The organism is Pseudomonas sp. RT6P73 (assembly GCF_054897715.1).
Genome location: NZ_JBUBUV010000002.1, coordinates 5,084,980 through 5,108,068 on the forward strand (window position 1 = coordinate 5,084,980; position 23,089 = coordinate 5,108,068).

Sequence of the window (23,089 nt, forward strand, 5' to 3'; positions counted from 1 at the left end):
TCGTCAAATGTTCTATTAAATAGAGGCGAAAGATCACAGTGCTGTGAAATCGATCGCCTGATACAAATCTGCGCCGATGCCGGCAAAACTGAGCAACGCCGGAAGTTGCGCGGCAAAACCCTGGAAACTATGGTCGCCGCCGGCCTGGATGCGCAAGGCACAGGCGCGGTAATACTGCTGGGCGAGGCGATAGTCCAGCGTTTCGTCGCCGGTCTGCAACCACACCTGATACCGCTGCGGATCCCGGGGCGCCGGCACTTCCAGCTCGGCCAGGGCCGTCACGTGGTCGTGGGTCAATTCCCAGGCCTCATCGGTATACAGGTTTTTCTGTGTCCCCAGATACCCGTCGAACATCCGGTGCGGACTGACGGCAGGATTGATCAACAGGGCCTTGAGGCCATGGCGCTCGGCCAGGTGATTCGCATAGTAGCCGCCGAGTGAGCTGCCGACCAGCAGTGGCCGCCCCAGCTCTTCAATCGCCTTGTTTAGCTGACCGATGGCTTCGCGCGGATGGTGATGCAGGGCCGGGACGCGCAATTGATCGCTCAAACCCAGCCGCTCCATCACTTGCACCAACTGCGTGGCCTTTTTCGACGCAGGCGCGCTGTTGAAACCGTGGATATAAAGGATCGAACCGGACATTTGAACTCCCTGTGCGTCGGGTAAAGAGGCGCAGTTTACAGGGAGTCGGGGGGATCGGGGATATAGGCAGGAATCAGGTTTCACGAACGGGCGTCATCGGGAGCGAGCTTGCTCCCGATGAACGATAGCGCGGTCTATCTGAAAAAATTATGCTGGATCGACATTATCCAGCGCCCGATTCACCGCCAGTTCGGCCAGCATGACTATCTGTTGAATCGCCATCGCTGTATGCCGGTCCGGCCCATGCAGGCGTGCCGCAAAATCGCTGGCCATGACACTCGCCGACGCCAGGGACTCACAGGAATGGGCTAACAGGCTTTCCGTGTCCATTTCAGGGACGATCATGTACATCGTGCTGGGTTTGCGGGTGGGGGGATTGGGGGTTGGTTTGAACATGGTGACACCTCAGTTCATTGATATGGAGCCACCCCCAATTGCCGCGATGCAATGTAAGGGTGGCAGCTGTACGCGGGTTCGCGGACCGAGAACTGAGCATCGGCATACCCGAAGGTATCCCACGCACAGCCGCCATGACACAAAACGACAGACACCCGAAAGTGCTGCTGAAAAGCGCGGCGATTATGCCTCAGTTCATAGGGCCGCGAAGCCCGATCGCTGAATGTGTCAGCGACACGCAAAAGGCTAGAGAAGCCGCGTCTGACGGGCAACCTGAAAACTTCGTGGGAAGGTTCTGAAATTTTTGCTGACCATTAAACAGCGTCGCCGGTGAGGCCGCCTTCGCGGGCAAGCCTCGCTCCTACAGGAAACGGGGTACATCCGCAAAATGCAGGTCGGCTGTCAGGCCGCCATCGCTGGCAGGCCAGCTCCCACAGTGGAATTTTGTACATCCGCAAGATCTTGGTCGGCTGTCAGGCCGCCTTCGCGGGCAAGCCTCGCTCCTACAAGGGCCCGGCGTACATGCTTTTCACCACTCAATAGGCCGAGCGTTAGCTCGCCTGCAGCTCTTGATCTTGATCCACCCGCCCCTTTCGGGAGGCTGAGTGGAGGTGTTCATCCGGGGAGTGGCGCGCAGCGCCGTTCGACGCAGTCGAACACGCTGCATGTAGGTCGTCGCGAAGCAGACCGGAGGGCAGTGTCCCCGGATGAATACCGGAGCGAAGGAACGCCGAGCCTAAGCGAGGGGCCGGACGCTTGGGGCGAGACCTTTGGTTACTTTGGGGCGTTTGCCAAAGTGACACGCCGTAAGGGCGGAACCATAGGCGGCCGTTACCGCAGAAATGGATATGTACTCAGTCAGCAAGAGCCTGGTCGGCCCGCAGGCCGCCAAGATCGCAACCGTCAATAACCGTTGGAGCCGTAGTCGACCTGAAAGTCGAACCCAGTGACGCGTCCCACACCGGTTTCCAGTTGACCATCAGGCAACAACCGCAACCACCGATACCCCGGCGCCTGCTCCCCCACCTTGAAATCATCACTCCCCGGCTCAAACTGAATACAAGTCGAAGGCGAAGCAATCAACCGCACCCCATTGCGATCCTGATCAATCTCCTGATGCACATGCCCCCACAACACCGCACGCACCTGCGGAAAGCGATCCAGCACCGCAAACAACGCCTCAGGATTACGCAACCCGATCGGCTCCATCCACGCACAACCAATCGACACCGGATGATGGTGAAAACACACCAAATGATGCCGCTCCGGCGCCTCACTCAGCGAACGAGCCAACAATTGCAACTGCTCATCCTGCAAATACCCCGGCACCGACCCCGGCACCGCCGAATCCAGCAAAGTGACCCGCCAGTTACCAACATCCACCACCGGCTCCAGCAACGCGCTATGCACAGCCGCCTCGGCCATGATTCGCGGTTCATCATGATTGCCAGGAATCCAGCGCGCCGGCGCATCAAGCTGTCGGGTCAAATCGCGAAACAGCTGATAAGACTCCAGCGTCCCGTCCTGAGACAAATCACCGCTGGCAACGATCAGATCAATCTGCGGCTGCTGAAGGCGCACCAGCTCAATGACCTTTTGCAGGCTGTCCCGGGTATTCATGCCCAGCAACGTCCCGTCCGCTTCGGCAAACAGATGACTGTCGGACAGTTGCACCAGCAACGCCGAATCGGCGGTGGTCAATGTGGATACGCTCGGCAAGGCGTTCTCCCAGGCTGAATCACGGGATTGGATGAGTGCCGCAATTATGCTGGGGGACGATCAAAAGGGGAAACCTGCGAACCTGACGCAGTTCACATCTAGTGCCCTGACTTGCAAATATGCTCCTTTTTTGGCGAGTGGCGATTGTTGTCAGGCAAGGCGCCGCGACGAGTCATAGCTGGCTATGGCGAGGAGCGGCAACGCAGCCTGACGGCAATAGACACCGCCAAAAATGAGCATATTTGTAAGTCAGGGCACTCAGCGAACGACGGCGTACTCATGTCCGCAGGCCAGACAATGGCTCAGCCACTCACCCAGGAACATATTCAACTGGGCTTTTTCGTCCGGCTGATGCATTGAGGCATTCGGGTAAGGATAGACGCCGCGAAAGCGTCGCGCATGTTCGGCGCTGACCACTTCGGCCATGCACGCATCGTGATAGACCTGCACTTCCAGTTGCGGCACCGGCAGCCACGGCAGGCTGTGTTCCTGACGCACTTGCAGGGTCGTAGTGTACGGGCAGACCTGCAGCACTTCGAGGGCCAGCACGCCGAGCATCTGGTCACCGTGGGTTACGGCAATGCGCCGTGCCTCCGGTTCGTTGCGCATGTCCGGCAGCAGTCGCATCAGGCGCGCGTAGTTGGCCTCGCAGGAGGCTTGCAACCCGACGAGGTCCACCCGATAGCGATCGCGCAACTTGTTTACGACCATAGCCCCCTCACTTCAGCGCGGTTCAAAGCTAACCATTGCAAGGCAATGATGCTGGCCGCGTTGGCAATTCGTCCGTCGCGTACGGCCTGCAGGGCATCTTCAAACGCCCAGACCGTGACGCGGATATCTTCTGCTTCTTCCTCCAGCCCATGCAGGCCGCCGACTCCGGTGCTGTCGCAACGCCCCAGGTACAAATGTACAAATTCGTTGCTGCCGCCCGGCGATGGAAAGTATTTGGTCATCGGCCAGAGCGCCCCGAACACAAGCCCAGCTTCCTCCTGCGCTTCGCGGTGAGCAACTTCTTCCGGTACTTCATCCTTGTCGATCAGACCGGCGACCAGCTCGATCAGCCACGGATTGTCGGTCTTGCCCATGGCGCCGACGCGAAACTGCTCGATCAGCACCACTTCATCGCGCTGCGGATCGTACGGCAGCACGCACACCGCATCGTGGCGAACAAACACTTCACGATTGATTTCGCGACTCATGCCACCGGCAAACAATTCATGACGCAAGTGCACACGATCGAGCTTGTAAAAGCCCTCGTAGCACTTTTCGCGCCGAACGATATCAACGGCGGTCGGAATGGCGTTGGCAAAATCAGTCATGACAATCCTCGTTTACTGCAAATCCGATCCGAGGCTCCTTTTTGTTACGTGCAACCTCGACTTCGCGCCATCCTAACGCGCTCGCGCCGTTTGATGCAGCCCCTTTCCGTCAGCGAGATAGACGGTGGGGGCGAAACCAACTCTAATTAGCTTAGTGGCGAACTGACTGCTTCGTTGAGAGTCGAAGCGGATAACTTTTTGCCTTTCCCAGTTTTATGAAGGACACCCATGTCACTTTTTAAAATCGCCTCCGTGGCCGCAATCGCCCTGACCCTGGGCGCCTGCCAAAGTTTATTTCAACCCAACTACCGGGCACCGCTGGAAACCACCCGCGACGCCACCGAAACACTGAAACCGGGTTGCACGACACCTGAATGCCCGCTGGTGAATATCGATACGCTACGCTTCCCGGACGAGCCTCAGCTGGACGGCATTATCGAAAAACGCCTGCTGCAAATGACCCGCACCTCGCCCGACGCCCCTGCGGCACCGACGCTGGCGGCCTATCGCGATGAGTTTTTGCGCACCGCCGGCCCGCGCAACAGCAGCTACCTGCAAGCCAAAGTACGCGAGCAGCATGACGGCTTGGTGATCGTCGAATTTTCCAGCTACCTGGACACCGGCGGCGCGCATGGCACACCGGGCCGCAGCTTTATCAACTATTCGCGCCAGCAGCATAAAGTGCTGACCTTGTCCGACATGTTGGTGCCAGGGCAGGAAGAGGCGTTCTGGAAAGCCGCGCAAGTGGCGCACAACAGCTGGCTGATCAGCACCAAGCTCGATCAGGAACCGGAGTTCCTGAAGGAGTGGCAATTCCAGAAAACCCAGAACGTGGCGCTGACCTACGGCGGGGTGATCCTCAAGTACGAAACCAGCACCATCGCGCCTTACGCGCTGGGCCACGTCGAACTGAAGATCCCTTACCCGCGCCTGAACGGCATTCTCAAGCCCGAGCTGTTTCCTGGCCGTAACTGAAGGCCCGACCCAGCACGAGTTGCAGCAGCCCTGCCAGAATCAGTGACGGCAGGGTTGCGCCGATGTCCGGATACAGATTGGCCAGCAAGTGATAAGTGCTCACCCCGCCCAACCAAGCGAGCAACGCCGGCCAGCGCAACGCGGCTGACGCCACCTGGCTACTGCGTTTGCGCAGGATGAAGTGATCCACCAGCACCACGCCGAACAGCGGCGCAAACACCGAACCGATCAACAGCAGAAAGTTTTGATACTGGGCCAATGGCGCCAGGCACGCGATCAGCGTGCAGATCACGCCGATGGCCAGCGCCAGGTGCTCGACTTTCAAGCGCAACAGAATCCCGCTGGAAACCGCCGCCGAGTGAATGTCGGCGAAGGCGTTTTCCGACTCGTCCAACAGAATCAGCAACAGCGGAATCCCCAGACCGGCACCCGCCAATGCCAACAGCAAGGCATTCACTTCACCACTCGGCGCAAACGCCAGGGTGTAGGCCACGCCGAGGCTCATCAGCCAGAAGTTACCGATAAAGAAACCAATCGCCGTGCCGCCGAACACGTTTTTCGCACGCTTGCCGAAGCGTGAGTAGTCGGCAATCAGCGGCAGCCACGACAGCGGCATCGCAATGGCAATGTCGAAGCCCACGGCGAACGGCATGGAGCCGTCACCGGCCTGCGCCCACAATGCAGCCAGATCGGCTTTGGTGAACAGGTTCCAGGTCAGCCAGATACACGCGGCCAGCAGCAGCCAGATGCCCCATTTGCGCAGGATCTGCCGCACGAAGGTCAACGGGCCGCTGACCGCCAGCAAAGTCGCCAAGCCACCGAAGAACACGGTCCAGAGCAGCGGATTCGACAGCAGACTGCCTTCGCTGAACGCACGGGCGCCGAGCAGGCTGGCCGCGTCGCGCATGACGATGATTTCGAACGAGCCCCAGCCAATCAGTTGCAGCAGGTTCAGCACGGCCGGCAGGCTCGCGCCGCGTTTGCCGAGGCTGAGTTTGAGCGCGGCCATCGACGACAGGCCGGTGTCGCTGCCGATCACGCCAACGGCGGCCAGCAACAGAACGCCGACCAGCGTGCCAAGGAAAATTGCCAGCAGCGAGCCGGACAGGCCCAGACCTGGCGCGAGCAAGGCGCCGGTCTGCAGCACCATCAGGCCGATGCCGAGGGAGAACCAGAGGGAAAACAGATCGCGACCGCCGAAGACACGTTTGTCTGTGGGCACCGCGATGTCAGGGGAGTAAGTACTCGGTTGAATGCTCAAGGGTGTTATCTCAGAGGGACATTTGTTGTTGTGTAGACCGCTATCGCCAGCAGGCTGGCTCCCACAGGGGACATGTGAACGCCACAGATCCAATGTGGGAGCCAGCCTGCTGGCGATGGGGCCTGTGCAGGCCCCACCCTTTCAGGTCAGATCAAACCTTCTTGTACAGCTGACTGCCTTCCTGCTTGAACCGCTCTGCCTGTTCCGCCAATCCCTGGGCGACTTCGGCGTCGACGGTTTCGATCCGCTGGTTGGCCGCGTATTCGCGGACTTCCTGGGTGATTTTCATCGAGCAGAATTTCGGCCCGCACATGGAGCAGAAGTGCGCGACCTTGGCCGAATCCTTCGGCAGGGTTTCATCGTGATACGAACGCGCGGTGTCCGGATCAAGGCCCAGGTTGAACTGGTCCTCCCAACGGAATTCGAAGCGCGCCTTGCTCAAGGCATTGTCGCGAATCTGCGCGCCCGGATGCCCTTTGGCCAGATCGGCGGCGTGTGCGGCGATCTTGTAGGTGATGATCCCGGTTTTCACGTCATCCTTGTTCGGCAGGCCCAAGTGCTCCTTCGGCGTGACGTAGCAGAGCATGGCGCAACCGAACCAGCCAATCATCGCCGCACCGATACCGGAGGTGATGTGGTCGTAACCCGGCGCGATGTCCGTGGTCAGCGGGCCGAGGGTGTAGAACGGCGCCTCGTCGCAGCACTCAAGCTGCTTGTCCATGTTCTCTTTGATCAACTGCATCGGCACGTGGCCCGGGCCTTCGATCATGCATTGCACGTCGTGCTTCCAGGCGATCTTGGTCAGCTCGCCGAGGGTTTCCAGCTCACCGAATTGTGCCGCGTCATTGGCGTCGGCAATCGAGCCAGGACGCAGGCCATCGCCCAGCGAGAAGCTGACGTCGTAGGCCTTCATGATTTCGCAGATGTCTTCGAAATGGGTGTAGAGGAAGTTTTCCTTGTGGTGCGCCAGGCACCACTTGGCCATGATCGAACCGCCACGGGAGACGATGCCGGTCACACGCTTGGCGGTCAGCGGCACGTAACGCAGCAACACGCCGGCGTGGATGGTGAAGTAGTCGACGCCCTGCTCGGCCTGTTCGATCAGCGTGTCGCGGAACAGCTCCCAGGTCAGGTCTTCGGCCGCGCCGCCGACTTTTTCCAGGGCCTGGTAGATCGGCACGGTACCGATCGGCACCGGCGAGTTGCGGATGATCCACTCGCGGGTTTCGTGAATGTGTTTGCCGGTGGACAAGTCCATGACCGTGTCCGAACCCCAGCGAATGCCCCAGGTCAGTTTCGCCACTTCTTCTTCGATGGACGAACCCAGTGCGCTGTTACCGATGTTGCCGTTGATCTTCACCAGGAAGTTACGGCCGATGATCATCGGTTCCAGTTCGGTGTGGTTGATGTTGGCCGGAATGATCGCGCGACCGCGGGCGATCTCGTCACGGACGAATTCGGGGGTGATGATTTTCGGCACGCTGGCGCCGAAGCTGTGACCGGCGTGTTGCTGGTCCAGCAGCCCGGCGGCGCGGGCCACTTCGAGCTTCATGTTTTCGCGGATGGCGACGTATTCCATCTCGGCGGTGATGATGCCTTTGCGGGCGTAGTGCATCTGGCTGACGTTGGCCCCGGCCTTGGCGCGTCGCGGGTTGTTCACGTGGGCGAAACGCAGCTTGGTGAGTTCGGCGTCGGCGAGGCGCTCCTGGCCGAAGTTCGAGCTCAGGCCGGGCAGGCGTTCGGTGTCGCCACGGGATTCGATCCACGGTGAACGCACATCGGCCAGGCCTTTGCGCACGTCGATGATAACGTTGGGGTCGGTGTACGGGCCCGAGGTGTCGTACACAACGACAGGCGCGTTGATCTCACCGCCGAAGTCGGTCGGGGTCACGTCGAGGCTGATTTCGCGCATCGGCACGAGGATGTCCGGACGGGAGCCCTGAACATAGATTTTTTGCGAGCGGGTAAACGGCTGAACCGATTGTTGATCGACTTGGGCCGAGTCACTCAAGTTCGTAGTGTTTTTTAGTTTTATCGTCATCACGGGCTCTCCAGACAGCATCCAGGCAGTGGAATTTTGTCGGAGTGAACCTGTAACGAATGGACGCGACCAATCAGCCATAACGAAGCCGTTGGTGCTGTGCTCAGTGCTCGAGGGGTGTTCGATTGTCGAACAACATCCCGGACGAAGCACAAGAGGACTCGCCGGGTGACGAGAAATCTTGTTCCCTACGCAGGCGCTAACCTGATCAGGTTCAACGGGATCCGAAATTATTCGATCTCAGCCTCATAGCAAGGCACCCCGACAAGAACCCGGCCAGTCTAGACACAACTGGCAAAGAACGCCAACACCGCGGTAAACACCATGATGAATGGCGCAATTACAGGATTGTTGCCGTCGTTGCACACAACTACACTCGCTACGCCGTACCGCGCCTTGACGCTGTGTGGGCCGCGCCGTAGCCTTGGCGCTCAAATTATCAGCGTAATTTTTTAGGGATGGCCACATGCTGCGCAAACTCTCACTGGCCCTTGCCGTGTCTTGTGCGTCCAATGGAATGGCATGGGCAGCAGAAGCGCCCTTATCGACCAAAACCGATCTGGTCAGCGTTTATCAGGAAGCGGTGGATAACAACGCCGACCTGGCGGCTGCCCGCGCTCAATATGGCGCCCAGAAAGAAGTGGTGCCTCAGGCCCGCGCCGGGCTGCTGCCGAACCTGTCGGGCGGCGCCGAACTGAACAATGTGCGCACCTCGATCGATCAGCCTGCGGCAACGATTAACCGCAATGCGCATTCCTACCAGGCAACCCTGGCACAACCGCTGTTCCGCGCCGATCGCTGGTTCCAGTTCCAGGCCGCCAAAGACGTCAACGAGCAGGCTGCGCTGCAACTCTCGGCCACCGAACAGAACCTGATTTTGCAAACCGCTGAAAGCTATTTCAACGTGTTGCGCTCCCAGGACACCCTGGCCTCGACCAAGGCTGAAGAAGCGGCGTTCAAGCGTCAGCTCGACCAGTCCAACGAGCGCTTCGATGTCGGCCTGTCAGACAAGACCGACGTGCTGCAATCGCAAGCCAGTTACGACACCGCACGGGCCAACCGGATTGTTGCGCAACGCCAGGTGGATGATGCGTTCGAAGCGCTGATCACCCTGACCAACCGTCAGTACAACTCGATCCAGGGCATCGTCCACACGCTGCCGATCCTGCCGCCAGCACCGAATGATGCCAAGGCCTGGGTCGACACCGCCGCCAAACAGAACCTGAATTTGCTGGCCAGCAACTACGCCGTCAGTGCCGCCGAAGAAACCCTCAAGCAGCGCAAGGCCGGCCATGCGCCGACCCTGGATGCCGTGGCGAAGTACGAGAAAGGTGACAACGATGCGCTGGGGTTCAGCAACCCGAACGCTTTCGGTCCGGCGTACAAGGGCAACGTCGACCAGTCGAGTGTGGGCCTGCAACTGAACATCCCGATCTACAGCGGTGGCCTGATCAACTCACAGGTGCGCCAGTCGTACGCAGAACTGGATCAGTCCGAGCAACAACGCGAATCCCTGCGCCGGCAAGTGGTGGAGAACACCCGCAACCTGCACCGCGCGGTGAACACCGACGTTGAGCAGGTGCAGGCGCGCAAGCAGTCGATCATCTCCAACCAGAGCGCGGTGGAAGCGACCGAAATCGGTTATCAGGTCGGCACGCGAAACATCGTCGATGTGCTGGATGCCCAGCGTCAGCTGTACACCTCGGTGCGCGACTACAACAACACGCGCTACGACTACATCCTCGACAACCTGCGCTTGAAGCAGGCCGCCGGCACCTTGAACCCGGGGGATTTGCAGGACCTGGCGCGTTATCTCAAGGCCGACTACAACCCGGACAAGGACTTCCTGCCACCAGACCTGGCCAAGGCCGCGGCGGAACAACTGAAGGCTAAACCTACGCAGTAAATAGAAAAAAGATCGCAGCCTCGTTTCACTCGACAGCTCCTACATGGGATTTGTATTCATCCTGTAGGAGCTGTCGAGTGAAACGAGGCTGCGATCTTTTTATTTGAAGCGACGCGATTTAACGATCGATCAACCGCCCCAACCCATCCAGCAGTCGCTGCAACGCGCCCTGATTGGTGCGCATCACTTTCAATCCCGCTTCCGCCATTCGTTGCGCATCGCGCGGCAATTCGAACAGTCGCTGTATCGCCAGCGCCAGGCCCTCGGCATCTTCCACTTCCTGCAACGCCCCGGCGCTGCGCAATTGCGCGGCGATTTCGAGGAAGTTGAACAGGTGCGGCCCGCTCAGCACCGGCTTGGCCAGCGCCGCCGGTTCCAGCAGGTTGTGCCCGCCGTTCGGCACCAGGCTGCCGCCGACAAACGCGCTGTCTGCCAGGGCGTAGAGAAACAGCAACTCACCCATGGTGTCGCCCAGCAACACCGCGGTATTTGCCGTGACTGGCTCGCCGGAGGAACGACGCACCGTGGCAAACCCCTGCTGCTGGCACAACTCGTACACCGAGTTGAAACGCTCCGGATGCCGCGGCACCAGAATCAGCAACGCATCGGGATGATTGGCGAGCAACTGACGATGGGCCGCCAGCACCACTTCGTCTTCACCTTCGTGAGTACTCGCGGCGATCCACACCGGACGTTCCTGCGCCTGCCATTGCGCACGCAATTCGTTGGCACGCTGAAGCAATGCAGGGTCGATCGTCAGATCAAACTTGATCGACCCGGTGACTTCGACGGTGTCCGCACGCGCACCCAAGTCACGGAAGCGCTGCGCCTCGGCTTCGGTCTGCACGGCGAACAAGCTCATCTCGGTGAGCATCGGTCCGGTGAGTTTGCTGAAGCGGCCGTAGCCCTTGGCCGAACGCTCGGACAATCGCGCATTGGCCAGCGCCACCGGAATCCCGCGCTTGGCGCATTGATGGATGTGGTTCGGCCAGAGCTCGGTCTCCATGATCACCGCCAGTTTCGGCTGGACCCGATCAAGGAATCTCGCCGCAGCGCACGGCAAGTCATAAGGCAAGTAGCAGTGCTGGATGCGCGGCTCGTTGGCAAACAGTGCGTGGATGCGCTCCGAACCGGTCGGGGTCATGCAGGTCACGGTGATCGGCAGCTGTGGATAACGTTGCAGCAAGGCGCGAATCATCGGCGCTGCGGCAATGCTTTCGCCCACGGACACTGCGTGTACCCAAATGCCGCCCGGCTTCATCGCCGGCAGACCGACGGAGAAGCGCTCACCGATGCGCTTGGCATACGCCGGCGCCTTGCGCGAACGCAGCCACAGTCGAATCGCTACCAATGGCAGCCCCAGGTAAAACAGCGCGGTGTAGAGAGTTCTATTCATGGCGGCGGAGTTTATCGGTTTTTTCACCGATCGCCTGCAAGTGCACGGCAAAACGTTCTGCCAGCCAGCGAGCCGCCGGACCAAGGGGCTCATCGCGGCGCCAGACCAGTTCGACGACCAGCGCTGGCGGGGTCCATTCGCTGTCCAGTTCGACCATCAGATCCTGATACGCCGGGTACTGCACCACGTGTCGCGGCAACCAGGCCCAGCCGAGGCCGCGTACCAGCCATTCAGCCATTACGTAGAAACTGTCGGCACGCCAGACCTGCGGGCTGGCCGGCTCACTGCCGGGGTAGACGCTGGACTGCGTCGACATTAGCAACTGACGATGCTGCGCCAGTTCCTGACAATCGACCGGCTTCTGTTTTGCCAGTGGATGATTGATGCCGCACACGGTGACCATTTCTACGCTCCCAAGCACCCGACGCTCCAGCGCTTCGGGAATCTGGTCGTGATAGAACAGCAGCCCCAGATCGGCCCGACGCTCCACCAGTTTGCGCGCCACATCACCTTGAGCGGCGCTGGTCAACTGCACTTCAACACTGGGAAATTTTTCGGCCAGGGCTGCAAAGCTTTCAATGATCGGTTGATAGGGCATCGCCTCATCCTGAGCCACGCGCAAACGCGCCTCCTGGCCACGCATCATCGCCAGTGCCCGACCGTTCAGGCGTTCGCACTGACGCAAGACTTCCCGCGCCTCTTCCAGCAAGGCATTGCCGGCCTCGGTGAGTTTCGGCTGACGACCGCTGCTGCGATCGAACAGGCTGACGCCAAGGTCCTCTTCCAGCAGCGCAATCGAACTGCTGACCGCCGACTGCGCTTTGCGCTGATCCCGCGCTACGGCGGAAAACGAACGTTGCTCCGCTACGCTGACAAACGAGCGCAGCTGCTCCAGATTCCATTGCATGTTGGCCAACCCATCTTCAGAACAGATAGGTAATGACTTTACCGCATCTGGAGAATCTCTAAAATGCCGAACTCAGACAGCAACACTTCACACGAGGATGCATCTATGACCGCTTACTACTACCTGGCCATTGCCATCTGCGCCGAAGTGATCGCGACCGTTTCGATGAAAGCCGTCAAAGGCTTCAGCACCCCACTGCCGCTGATTCTGGTGATTGTCGGCTACGGCATTGCCTTCTGGATGCTGACCCTGGTGGTGCGCAGCGTTCCGGTGGGTGTGGCTTACGCGGTGTGGGCCGGCATGGGGATCGTGATGGTCAGCGTCGCGGCACTGTTTATCTACGGGCAGAAACTGGATGTGCCGGCGATGCTGGGGATGGCTTTGATTGTGCTGGGCGTCGTCGTCATCCAGCTGTTCTCCAAAACTGCCGGTCACTAACTGACACCCCAATCCCCTGTAGGAGCGAGCCTGCTCGCGATGGCGGTGTACCAGTCGACTGAAAGGTTGCCTGACCCACCGCTATCGCGAGCAGGCTCGCTCCCACAGTTTGATCACCAACAAATCCCCTCTTCTACGAGTCTGTATACTGCGCCCTCGTCTTGAACACTGAGGTCGCTGCATGCCATCCGTTATTTCCACCGACGTTCTGATTGTCGGCGCTGGTGTCGCCGGCCTCTGGCTGAATGCGCGCCTGCGCCGCCAGGGTTTTTCGACCGTGCTGGTGGAAAGCGCCAGCCTCGGCGGCGGGCAGAGTGTGAAGTCTCAGGGCATCATCCACGGCGGCGCCAAATACGCGCTGCATGGCGCCCTGACCGGTGCCTCGGAAGCCATCGCCGACATGCCGCGCCGCTGGCGTGAAGCGTTGGCCGGCGACGGCGAGCTGGATCTGTCCGGCGTGCGCCTGCTGTCCGAAGCCCATTACCTTTGGTCCCCCGGTACCCTCGCCGGCAACCTCACCAGCTTCTTCGCCAGCAAAGCGGTGCGCGGCCGTGTCGATCAGGTCAAGGGCGACCAACTGCCGCCGGCCCTGCAAGACAAACGCTTCAAGGGCAAGGTTTACCGATTGGCGGAACTGGTGATCGACGTGCCTAGCCTGATCCAGCGCCTCGCCGATCTGGCCGGTGACGGCCTGCTGGCCGGCCAGAAGATCGAACCGTTGCTGGAAGGTGGCGTCCTGGTGGGCCTGAAGGTCGACGAGCGCGAGATCCGCGCCCAGCGCATCGTGCTCAGCGCCGGTGCCGGCACGGCGTCGCTGCTCGAAGCACTGGGATTGAGCCAGCCGGCCATGCAACGCCGGCCATTGCACATGATCATCGCCAAAGGCCCAAGCCTCAAACCGCTGTATGCCCACTGCCTGGGCGGCGGCACCAAACCGCGTATCACCGTGACTACCCATCCGGCCGCCGATGGCCAATGGGTCTGGTACATGGGCGGCGACATCGCCGAAGCCGAAGGGGTTGCCCGCGAACCTGCCGAACAAATCGCCACCGCGCAGAAAGAGCTCGGCCAGTTGCTGCCGTGGATCGACCTGAGCACCGCGCAATGGGCCACCTTGCGCGTGGACCGCGCCGAACCGCTGCAATCGGGGCTGACTCGTCCGGACAATGCATTCCTGGCCGAAGAAGGCCGGCTGCTGGTCGGCTGGCCGACAAAACTGGCGCTGGCACCGGACTTCGCCGACCGGGTCATCACATCGTTGCAGCGCGACGGCATCCAGCCAAGCCATCCGGCGCCGCTGCCCGATCTGCCAAAACCACCGATTTGCATTCCAGCCTGGGAGCAACTGCTGCCGTGAGCCAACCGACCCTGCACGATCTGCATCGCCCACTGGGCAGTACCGGCCTGCTGGTTTCGCCGCTGGGCCTGGGCACGGTCAAGCTTGGCCGCGATCAAGGCGTGAAATACCCCAACGGTTTCCAGATCCCGGGCGATGACGAAGCGCGCATGTTGCTCAAACTCGCGCGCAACATGGGCATCAACCTGATCGACACCGCCCCGGCCTATGGCCGTAGCGAGGAACGCCTCGGGCCGTTGCTGCGGGGTCAGCGTCAGGAGTGGGTGATCGTCAGCAAGGTCGGCGAAGAGTTTGCCGACGGCCAGTCGAGCCACGATTTCAGCGCCGCTCATACACGACTGTCAGTGGAACGCAGCCTGCAACGCCTGGAAACGGATTTTATCGACCTGGTGCTGGTGCACTCCGATGGCAACGACTTGGCGATCCTCAATGACACTGAGGTCTACGCGACCCTCGCCGCGCTCAAGGCCGAAGGCAAGATTCGCGGCTTCGGTTTTTCCGGCAAAACCGTCGAAGGTGGTTTGAAGGCTCTGGAACAGGGTGATTGCGCCATGGTCACCTACAATCTGAACGAACAGAGCGAGAAGCCAGTCATTGACTATGCTGCTGCTCACGGTAAAGCCATTCTGGTCAAAAAAGCCCTCGCCAGCGGTCATGTGTGCCTGAGTCCGGGCGTCGACCCGGTGCGCGCCAGCTTTGAGTTGTTGTTTGGGCACCCGGGTGTTGCCAGTGCTATTGTCGGGACCATCAATCCGCTGCACCTCGCCCACAACGTCGCGACCGTTGCCCAGGTCCTACGTAGAAACTGATGCCGCCCACGCGGCCTTAAGCAGGAGCCGACATGCCGCGTACGCTCATAAGAAAGAACCCGAGCAACTTCAAGACCCTGCCGTTATACGTCGAAGCGACTCCCGAAGGATTGAGCTATCAGAGCGTCGGGATGCCGCTCAACTTCTCCCAGACCCTGCAACGTCGCCGTCCGGTGACGGTGCCTGATACCGAGCGGTTCGCTCTGGAACTGGCCAATCTTGGGGTCTCGGTGCGCCTGACCCTGCATTGGCAGAATCGCGATTACTGGGTGTTGGTGCGTCAGCGTCGGCAAGACCGTGGCGATGTGGTGCTCAAGTTGATCTCCGGCTACGTGCCGGCCCATGAGCTGAACCTGCCGCTGCACACGGCGATCCAGGAGATTGCCGAAGAGTGCCTGCTGGAAACCCCGGAAGGCTGGCTCGGTGGACGCTTCAATGACACCTGGCTGCCGGCGCCCTATTCCTCCGCGCTGCATTATCGCGAGGCTTTGCCCTTTCGCCTGACACCGCTGTCCGGCTCGGCGCGGCCGGTGCGTTGCGCCAAAATGCAGTTGATCGAACGTCCGTGGGCTTACGTGCATTTGCCGACTGCGTCGCTGCAATTGATCTATGACTTGCGCCTGGACGTGCCCAAGGAAGCCAAATCCCTGAGTTTGTTTCATGTCGACGAACGACTGGAAGGTGATCAACTGGTGGCCCGGCTCGATCGCAAGCGCCCCGATTTGTATTTGATGCCACTGCAGGACGGCCAGCCGATGGCAGAGCTGTATACCTTGAAAAAGGATCAGCTGTACCCGGCGAGTACGCGCGGCTTGTACCTGGCAGAGAGTTTTGCCCGGCAGGAAGGTTGGCTGGTGCGCGAAGAGCGGATTCGCTGGAAGGATTGGGTGCGCCAGCAGGGGTTGAGCCCGCCGGGGAAGGACTCAGGTTTGGCGCGGTTGCGTGGGAAGGCGAAGCAATTGCTGAAGAAAATCGTGCCGCGTAAGGCAGCGCAATAGAAAGGACCAGTGAGCTTTTGTGGCGAGGGAGCTTGCTCCCGCTTGAGTGCGCAGCGCTCACAAAAATGGGGCTGCTTCGCAGCCCAGCGGGAGCAAGCTCCCTCGCCACAAGTGACCGTTTCGGTCTCAGTTATTACGGATTTTCTCGACAATTGCGGTAGTCGAGCTGTTTGCCACCAGCCCCAGCACTTTCACGGTGCCGCCGTAAGCGGTCACGATGTCTGCGCCAACCACTTGGTCGATCCCGTAATCCCCGCCCTTGACCAACACATCCGGTTTGACCTCGCGCAGCAGGTTTTCCGGGGTGCCTTCAGGGAAGCTGATGACCCAATCCACTGCACCCAGACCGGCCAATACAGCCATGCGACGGTCGACGCTGTTGATCGGACGACCCGGCCCTTTCAGGCGGCTGACCGAGGCATCGTCGTTGACCGCAACGATCAGACGATCGCCTTGGGCACGAGCCTGCTCGAGGTAAGTCACGTGGCCGGCATGCAGGATGTCGAAGCAGCCGTTGGTGAAAACGATCTTCTCTTTATGCGCACGCGCATCGTCGACCGCCAGCAACAACTGCTCAAGGCCCAGCACACCGCGCTCGGAACCTTCTTCACGCTGGATGGCGCGACGCAGTTCCGGCGCGCTGATCGCCGCCGTACCGAGTTTGCCAACCACGATGCCCGCCGCCAGGTTGGCCAGGGCCACCGCGTGTGGCAGTTCTTCGCCCGCGGCAATCGCGGCCGCCAGCGTGGAAATCACCGTGTCACCGGCACCGGTCACGTCGAACACTTCACGGGCACGGGCAGGCAAGTGCAGCGCCGGGTGATCCGGGCGCAGCAAGGTCATGCCGTGTTCGCCACGGGTCACCAGCAGCGCGCCGAGGTCCAGGTCGTGCATCAACTGCGCTCCCTTGCTCACCAGCTCGTGCTCATCGGCGCAACCACCAACGATGGTTTCGAATTCGCTGAGGTTCGGCGTGATCAGGCTCGCACCCCGGTAGATCGAGAAATCCTTGCCCTTGGGATCGGCCAGCACCGGAATGCCACGGGCACGGGCGGCCTGGATCAGCACCTGATGGTTTTTCAGTGCGCCTTTGCCGTAGTCAGACAGCACCAGCACCTTGATGCCTTCGAGCAGCTCGTCGACTTGCTCGCCAAGCGCCAGTGCGTCGGTGGCGAAAGGTTCTTCGAAGTCGATACGCAGCAATTGCTGGTGACGGCTCATGACCCTCAGCTTGACGATGGTCGGCTGGTGCGCAATGCGCTGGAACAGCGCGCGCACGCCAGCGCCCTTGAGGCTATTGGCCAGGCTGTCGGCCGCTTCGTCATCGCCGGTCACGCCGACCAGCGAAGCCGGGGCGCCGAGGGCGGCAATGTTCAACGCAACGTTGGCGGCACCGCCCGGGCGGTCCTCGATTTGCTCGACCTTGACTACCGGTACCGGCGCCTCAGGGGAAATCCGTGAGGTACCACCATGCCAGTAACGGTCGAGCATGACATCGCCGACCACCAAGACAGGGGCTTGATCGAATCGCGGCATGGACAACTTCATGGAGCAACCCACATACAAAATGAACAGGGGCGCGATATTACCACAGGGTTGGCGCTGGCTTGCGCGACGGCTGCAAAGGGATGATTCGGCAATGAAAACTGGTCGTTTTTTGAGCAGAAATGCCGATAAGCGATACAAATCACCGGGCGCATTGCACGCCCGGTGAACAAGGGTCAGGCGATATCTTCCGCCGGTGCGTCAAGGCCCATGGCATTCAGTCGGGCGTAGTAACCGTTGTGCGCCAGGAGTTCGGTGTGGGTGCCGCGCTCGACGATCCGGCCCTGATCCATGACCAGAATCAGGTCAGCCTTCTCGATGGTCGACAACCGGTGAGCGATCACCAGGGTGGTCCGGCCTTTCATGACCTGGTCCAGTGCCGCCTGAATATGCCGCTCGGACTCGGTATCGAGGGCCGAAGTGGCTTCGTCGAGAATCAGCAACGGAGCGTTCTTCAATAGCGCACGGGCAATCGCCAGGCGCTGGCGCTGACCGCCGGACAGCAACACGCCGTTCTCGCCGACCTGGGTGTCCAGGCCTTCGGGCAGCTGCGCGATGAAGTCCATCGCATAGGCGTCTCTCGCCGCTTTTTCGATGTCTTCACGGGGCGCGCCAGCCAAATCACCATAAGCAATGTTGTTGGCCACGGTGTCGCTGAACAGGGTCACGTGCTGGGTCACCTGGGCGATGTGCTTGCGCAGGTTCAGCAGTTTGTACTGTTCCACTTCAACGCCATCGATCAGGATCTCGCCCTTGTCGTGGTGATAGAAGCGTGGAATCAGGTTGGCCAGCGTCGACTTGCCACTGCCCGAACGCCCGACCAGCGCCACCATTTGCCCCGGTTCGACCGAGAAACTGATGTCGTCGAGGACCTGGCGATCGGTATCGGGGTAGGTGAAGCTCAGGTGGCGCACGTCCAGACGACCGCTGACGGCATCGCGCTCGACGGTGCCGGTATCGATTTCAGGCGCGACATCCAGTTGCTCGAAGATGCTCTCGGCACCGGCCACGCCTTTCTGGATGGTCGAGCTGACTTCGGACAATTGGCGGATCGGCTTGGGCAGCAAGCCGGCCAGAGTGATGTAGGCAACCATGTCACCGGCCGACGCATCGCCGCGCAGGTACAGCACCAGGAACATCAGCACCGCCATGGCGCTGTAGATCACCAGTTGCAGTAACGGCGTATAGATGGCGCCGGTACGGGTCATGCGCAGTTGCTTGTCGGTGTTGCCCTGGCTGGCCGCGAGGAATCGCTTCTGCTCGAAGACTTCGCCGCCGAAGCTGCGCACCACGCGATAGCCCTGGATGGTTTCCGAGGACACGTGAGTCACGTCGCCCATGGCCGCCTGGATCTTCTTGCTCTGCTTGCGGAATTTCTTGCTCGCGGTGCGCACCATCACGGCGATCAACGGCAGGATCGCAACCATCACCAGGGTCAGCTTCCAGTTCATGAACAGCAGCGAGGCGAACAGGAAGATCACCGTCATGCCTTCACGGATTACGACCTTGATCGCATCCGTGGCCGCCCCGGTGACCATCGTCACGTTGAAGGTGATACGCGAAATCAGATGACCCGAGTTATGCTTGTCGAAATACCGATTGGGCAAAACCAGCAGGTTGTTAAACAACTGCACACGCAAATCATGGACCAGCCCGAGGGAAACCTTGGCCAGGAAGTAGTTGCCCAGATAAGATCCCAGCCCCTGCCAGGCGGCGATCAGGATGATCAGCAACGGCACCGCCTGCAGCAGTTGCAGGTCGCGCAGGTACGGCACGGTTGGAAACAGCACCGCCTCCGGGTTAGACAAGCCGTCGACGAAGTACTTGAGGATGTAGCCGAGCATTGGCTGCGTCGAAGCGAAAATCAGAAAACCGACGATGCTGATCAGAAACAGACTGATGTACGGCCGGACATAGCCGAGCAGGCGGAAGTAGATTTTCAAGCTCGAAGGGCTTGCGGAGAGACTGGAGTCGGTCATATCACGCGAATGTCGATAAAAAGGACGCTGACTTTAGCACAGCTTCCTCAGGGTTCTGGCAATCGCATAAAGGCTGTTATTGTTAGGCATCAAATTCAGCACCAAATAGCCATCACCCCGAAATGGCCGATCAACTTCAGGATTGAATCTCTCAGTATGCAACTCAGCGGTTTCAATAGCGTGTCCAATCGAGTCTTCGATTTCATTTGCCTCTGGATTCTTCCAGTCGGCTATTTCCTGCTCCTTTGCGCGCTGTTTTTCCTGCCGGGCCGAAGTTTGCACCACAAGCTTTTTTATGGACTGTTCAGCATTCCAGCACTGATTGCCCTTTGTTTGCGGCCTCGTGATTTCAAGGAGTTGCTGCGCGAACCGATTTTCATCGCAGCGCTGCTGTTCGCGGCCTGGGCGCTGATAAGTTTGTGCTGGGGACCCGGCAGCGAACGTATCGCCGCCCAGTTCAAACCACCGCTACATACCCTTTTGCTGTTCGCCGGCTGCTACTTACTGGTGCGTTATCGCAGCGAAATCGTCCAGCCTTTGTTGTTCACCGCCGCGATGGTCGGATTGATCGGAACGCTCTACAACCTGTTCATGTACGCCCGCTTATACGAGCCAGGCATGCGCCTTATCGGTGGCGGTGCGTTCGATAACCCGCTGCTTGCCTCACACATGTACGGCTTTTTCTGTGCTTACTGGCTGAGTATGAGCATGATCTGCAAGCGCCAGCAGATGCTCTGGCTGAGCATCCCTGCAATGGCCATCATGTTCGCTGCCGTGATCGCCACCGGTTCCAGAACCCCCCTGGTTGCCCTGACACTGGCCGCGCTATGGCTGGGCTATATCTGTTGGAACCGCCGCTCCGCTGTATTACTGGTCGCCCTGATCGTCAGCAGTGCGACCGTGGCGGTAATGTTTTCACAAATGATCATCGAACGAGGCGATTCCTATCGCATCGAAATCTGGCAGTTGGCCTTGCAAAAAATTGCCGATCACCCATGGATCGGTCATGGCTACAACGCCGACCTGACACTCGACCCTGGCATTGGCTACACCTTGCAGGAGCCTCACAGTTTTGCCTTGGGTGTGCTTTATTACGTCGGTATTTTCGGTTTGTTGCCGTGGTTGTTTTTCCAGGCGTGGGGGTTATTGAGCAGCTGGCGCAATCGCGTGCAGCCGCTGTTCATCATCGCTTCCACCTGGCTGATATTCGGCATCGGTGCAGGTTTGACTGAAGGTGGCGGGATCATTTCCCGACCGAAGGAACACTGGTTCCTGCTGTGGATTCCGCTGGCGCTGATCGCCGCGCTGAGCATCAATCAGCGCGCAAAACGTCTACTGGCGATGCCGGTCAAGTCACTGACATCGACCGCCCTGCACCCGTTGACCGCCAACGCGCAGGTGATCGAAGAGGATGGTTTGGGCCCCAAAGTCCTGCGCCTGGTCGATGGCAGCTTCCTCAAGCTGTTCCGTCGCCGCCGCTGGTACACCTCGGGCAGTTTCAGCCCCTATTCCGAGCGTTTTGTCGTCAACAGCGAGCAATTGCGCAACATTGGGATTCCAACTCCACAGACCCTTCATTTGTATCGGCTCGATGACGGCAGCAGCGCTGTGCACTATTCACCACTGCCGGGCAACACCCTGCGCCAGGTCTTGCAAGGCATTACCGCTCCGGCAGTGCGTCAGGCGCTGATAGAGCGTTTCGGCAAGTTCATGGCGCAGCTGCATGAGAAAGGCGTGTATTTCCGCTCTCTGCACCTGGGCAATGTGCTGGTGCTGGCGGACGGCGAGTTCGGCTTGATCGATGTCGCTGACATGCGCATCTACCCCTCTTCGTTGAGCCTTTCGCTACGTCAGCGTAATCTTCGCCACATGCAGCGCTACACGGTAGATCGGCGCTGGTTGTTCGAAGATCACTTCGAGGCACTGCTCCAGGGATACGCCACCACGGCGTCGAAAGCTGCTGTCGATAATTTGCACAGGCAAGTGCTGGCCGGGAGTTCCCCGGCCCGAGTTCATTGATGACTGAAACCAACCCACTCATTGCGCTGGCAGCCTATCTGCTGGCCATCGTGACCGCCGCCCTGTTGTTGCGCGCCGTTCCGAAAATCACCCGCCACCTGGAGCACTCCGGCGAAAGCCGCTATGCCAGCATTGATGGGCTTCGCGGCTATCTGGCGTTTGGTGTGTTCGTGCACCATTCGATCATTACCTGGATCTTCCTGCGTACGGGCGTTATCGAATTTCCGCCGAGCAACTTCTACTCGCAGCTTGGCCAAGGCAGCGTCGCGCTGTTCTTCATGATCACCGGTTTTCTGTTCTGGAACCGATTGCTCACTCAGGGACGTCAACACGACTGGCTGGCCTTCGCAGTCTCTCGGGTATTTCGCCTCTACCCGTTGTACCTGCCGTTGATGCTGATTGTGTTTGTCACGGTGTTCTATCTGCAGAACTGGGAACTCAAGGAGCCAGGCAATCGCCTTCTCGGCCAGATCCTGGCCTGGCTGACCTTCGACCGACCGGACGTCAACCAGTACCACCAAACCGGCATGCTGATCTCCAACGTCACCTGGACCCTGGGCTACGAGGTGTTTTTCTATATGGCGCTTCCCCTCGCCGCCATGGTGTTCATCTACCGTGGCAGCTGGGTGCAAGTGGTGCTGTGCCTGATCGGCATTTACACCCTCTACCAACTGGTCGGCTGGGAGCATTCGCTGAAAAAACACTACCTGGCGAGCTTCCTCGGCGGTATTGGTGCCGCGTACTGGGTGCGCAAGCCGCATCTGGTGGCCTGGGGCCGGACACGACTGGCGGGAATTACCGCGTTGCTGGCGCTTGCGATTGCCTTTACGGCTTTTAACCGCGCGTTCAACCTGCTGCCGCTGCTGCTGCTTTCCTTGTTTTTCGTGATCGTGGCATCTGGAAACACCCTGTTCGGCACGCTCAAACCGCGCAGCATCCGCTGGCTCGGGGAAATCAGCTACAGCACTTATTTGCTGCACGGCTTCGTGCTTTGGGTGATGGTGCAACGCCTGCCGCTGGTGCTGCACCTGGACGCTCGTGACACCTGGACCTTTCTGTCGCTGCTGGCCGTGTGCAGCTGCCTGCTGATCGTCATCAGCAGCTTGACGTTCCTGTACGTAGAGAAGCCGGGCATGACGGCCGGCAAGAAGGTCTTGCAGTGGCTGCGCCAGGGTAAAAAGACCGACAAGAGCCTGGCGGAGAAGATCGCTCGCTGAAGCGGATAACGCGCCCTATGTAGCAGCTGGCGAAGCCTGCGTCCGGCTGCGTAGCAGTCGTAAAACCAGAGCATGCGGTTTTTCAGGTACGCCGTGCACGCAGGGTTTACGACTGCTTCGCAGCCGGACGCAGGCTGCGCCAGCTGCTACAAAGGTCGCGTTACG

General features: G+C 59.9%; 19 protein-coding genes, 1 pseudogene and 1 riboswitch. Of the genes and pseudogenes, 8 read left to right on the forward strand and 12 right to left on the reverse strand.

Annotation, left to right across the window (positions count from 1 at the left end):
* Window positions 1–33: 33 nt before the first annotated feature.
* From ACYZT6_RS23590 to ACYZT6_RS23610, 5 genes and pseudogenes are all read right to left on the reverse strand, one after another.
* Window positions 34–642, reverse strand: a complete 609-nt coding sequence (locus ACYZT6_RS23590; protein WP_462028837.1) for a YqiA/YcfP family alpha/beta fold hydrolase — start codon at window positions 640–642, stop codon at window positions 34–36.
* Between the two features lie 147 nt (window positions 643–789).
* A pseudogene (locus tag ACYZT6_RS23595) lies at window positions 790–1,008 on the reverse strand (DUF6124 family protein); the annotation flags it as partial.
* A gap of 933 nt (window positions 1,009–1,941) precedes the next feature.
* Window positions 1,942–2,757: a 3',5'-cyclic-AMP phosphodiesterase gene (gene cpdA, locus ACYZT6_RS23600; RefSeq protein WP_462028838.1), complete on the reverse strand. Its 816-nt coding sequence runs from the start codon at window positions 2,755–2,757 to the stop codon at window positions 1,942–1,944.
* A gap of 258 nt (window positions 2,758–3,015) precedes the next feature.
* The gene (locus ACYZT6_RS23605) at window positions 3,016–3,468 is read right to left on the reverse strand and encodes a DUF1249 domain-containing protein (RefSeq protein ID WP_462028839.1); all 453 of its coding nucleotides are present in this window, start codon (window positions 3,466–3,468) and stop codon (window positions 3,016–3,018) included.
* On the reverse strand, window positions 3,459–4,076 hold the full coding sequence (locus tag ACYZT6_RS23610; protein ID WP_131058782.1) for an NUDIX domain-containing protein: 618 nt from the start codon (window positions 4,074–4,076) through the stop codon (window positions 3,459–3,461). The genes ACYZT6_RS23605 and ACYZT6_RS23610 overlap by 10 nt, the downstream gene beginning before the upstream one ends.
* A 228-nt stretch (window positions 4,077–4,304) precedes the next feature.
* Between ACYZT6_RS23610 and ACYZT6_RS23615 the strand changes: the two genes are divergently transcribed.
* A complete protein-coding gene (locus tag ACYZT6_RS23615; RefSeq protein WP_462028840.1) occupies window positions 4,305–5,051 on the forward strand; it encodes an RsiV family protein in 747 nt (248 codons plus the stop codon).
* Here ACYZT6_RS23615 and cytX read toward each other — a convergent pair.
* Window positions 5,020–6,312, reverse strand: coding sequence for a putative hydroxymethylpyrimidine transporter CytX (gene cytX / locus ACYZT6_RS23620; protein WP_462028841.1), 1,293 nt, complete (start codon window positions 6,310–6,312; stop codon window positions 5,020–5,022). The two genes, ACYZT6_RS23615 and cytX, sit on opposite strands and share 32 nt — an antisense overlap.
* A gap of 151 nt (window positions 6,313–6,463) precedes the next feature.
* A complete protein-coding gene (thiC, locus tag ACYZT6_RS23625; protein WP_416740561.1) occupies window positions 6,464–8,353 on the reverse strand; it encodes a phosphomethylpyrimidine synthase ThiC in 1,890 nt (629 codons plus the stop codon).
* A gap of 168 nt (window positions 8,354–8,521) precedes the next feature.
* A riboswitch (TPP riboswitch) is annotated at window positions 8,522–8,627 on the reverse strand.
* A gap of 192 nt (window positions 8,628–8,819) precedes the next feature.
* Between thiC and ACYZT6_RS23630 the strand changes: the two genes are divergently transcribed.
* Window positions 8,820–10,259: a TolC family outer membrane protein gene (locus tag ACYZT6_RS23630; RefSeq protein WP_462028842.1), complete on the forward strand. Its 1,440-nt coding sequence runs from the start codon at window positions 8,820–8,822 to the stop codon at window positions 10,257–10,259.
* A gap of 118 nt (window positions 10,260–10,377) precedes the next feature.
* Here the strand turns inward: ACYZT6_RS23630 and waaA are convergent, their stop codons facing one another.
* Window positions 10,378–11,655: a lipid IV(A) 3-deoxy-D-manno-octulosonic acid transferase gene (waaA, locus tag ACYZT6_RS23635; RefSeq protein WP_462028843.1), complete on the reverse strand. Its 1,278-nt coding sequence runs from the start codon at window positions 11,653–11,655 to the stop codon at window positions 10,378–10,380.
* Window positions 11,648–12,562 carry a LysR family transcriptional regulator gene (locus ACYZT6_RS23640; protein WP_462028844.1) on the reverse strand — a complete coding sequence of 305 codons (915 nt, stop codon included), beginning with the start codon at window positions 12,560–12,562 and terminating at the stop codon, window positions 11,648–11,650. The genes waaA and ACYZT6_RS23640 overlap by 8 nt, the downstream gene beginning before the upstream one ends.
* Window positions 12,563–12,667: 105 nt before the next feature.
* Between ACYZT6_RS23640 and ACYZT6_RS23645 the strand changes: the two genes are divergently transcribed.
* From ACYZT6_RS23645 to ACYZT6_RS23660, 4 genes are all read left to right on the forward strand, one after another.
* On the forward strand, window positions 12,668–13,000 hold the full coding sequence (locus tag ACYZT6_RS23645; RefSeq protein ID WP_008027887.1) for a DMT family transporter: 333 nt from the start codon (window positions 12,668–12,670) through the stop codon (window positions 12,998–13,000).
* 181 nt (window positions 13,001–13,181) lie between these two features.
* The gene (locus tag ACYZT6_RS23650) at window positions 13,182–14,357 is read left to right on the forward strand and encodes an NAD(P)/FAD-dependent oxidoreductase (RefSeq protein WP_462028845.1); all 1,176 of its coding nucleotides are present in this window, start codon (window positions 13,182–13,184) and stop codon (window positions 14,355–14,357) included.
* Window positions 14,354–15,166 carry an aldo/keto reductase gene (locus ACYZT6_RS23655; protein WP_462028846.1) on the forward strand — a complete coding sequence of 271 codons (813 nt, stop codon included), beginning with the start codon at window positions 14,354–14,356 and terminating at the stop codon, window positions 15,164–15,166. The genes ACYZT6_RS23650 and ACYZT6_RS23655 overlap by 4 nt, the downstream gene beginning before the upstream one ends.
* A gap of 32 nt (window positions 15,167–15,198) precedes the next feature.
* Entirely contained in the window at window positions 15,199–16,164 is a 966-nt protein-coding gene (locus tag ACYZT6_RS23660; protein WP_462028847.1) for a metal ABC transporter ATPase, read from the forward strand.
* 126 nt (window positions 16,165–16,290) lie between these two features.
* On the opposite strand, the gene hldE is transcribed toward ACYZT6_RS23660, so the two are convergent.
* The 3 genes from hldE to ACYZT6_RS23675 form a co-directional block, all read right to left on the reverse strand.
* Entirely contained in the window at window positions 16,291–17,712 is a 1,422-nt protein-coding gene (gene hldE / locus ACYZT6_RS23665; RefSeq protein ID WP_010464267.1) for a bifunctional D-glycero-beta-D-manno-heptose-7-phosphate kinase/D-glycero-beta-D-manno-heptose 1-phosphate adenylyltransferase HldE, read from the reverse strand.
* A 173-nt stretch (window positions 17,713–17,885) separates the two neighbouring features.
* Complete coding sequence (gene msbA / locus ACYZT6_RS23670) at window positions 17,886–19,688, reverse strand: lipid A export permease/ATP-binding protein MsbA (protein WP_462028848.1); 1,803 nt, start codon at window positions 19,686–19,688, stop codon at window positions 17,886–17,888.
* A gap of 33 nt (window positions 19,689–19,721) precedes the next feature.
* On the reverse strand, window positions 19,722–19,970 hold the full coding sequence (locus ACYZT6_RS23675; protein ID WP_462028849.1) for a hypothetical protein: 249 nt from the start codon (window positions 19,968–19,970) through the stop codon (window positions 19,722–19,724).
* 51 nt (window positions 19,971–20,021) lie between these two features.
* Here ACYZT6_RS23675 and ACYZT6_RS23680 point away from each other — a divergent pair, with 51 nt between their 5' ends.
* Both ACYZT6_RS23680 and ACYZT6_RS23685 read left to right on the forward strand, forming a co-directional pair.
* On the forward strand, window positions 20,022–21,707 hold the full coding sequence (locus ACYZT6_RS23680) for an O-antigen ligase family protein (protein WP_462028850.1): 1,686 nt from the start codon (window positions 20,022–20,024) through the stop codon (window positions 21,705–21,707).
* Window positions 21,707–22,924, forward strand: coding sequence for an acyltransferase family protein (locus ACYZT6_RS23685; RefSeq protein ID WP_462028851.1), 1,218 nt, complete (start codon window positions 21,707–21,709; stop codon window positions 22,922–22,924). The genes ACYZT6_RS23680 and ACYZT6_RS23685 overlap by 1 nt, the downstream gene beginning before the upstream one ends.
* Window positions 22,925–23,089 lie beyond the last annotated feature (165 nt).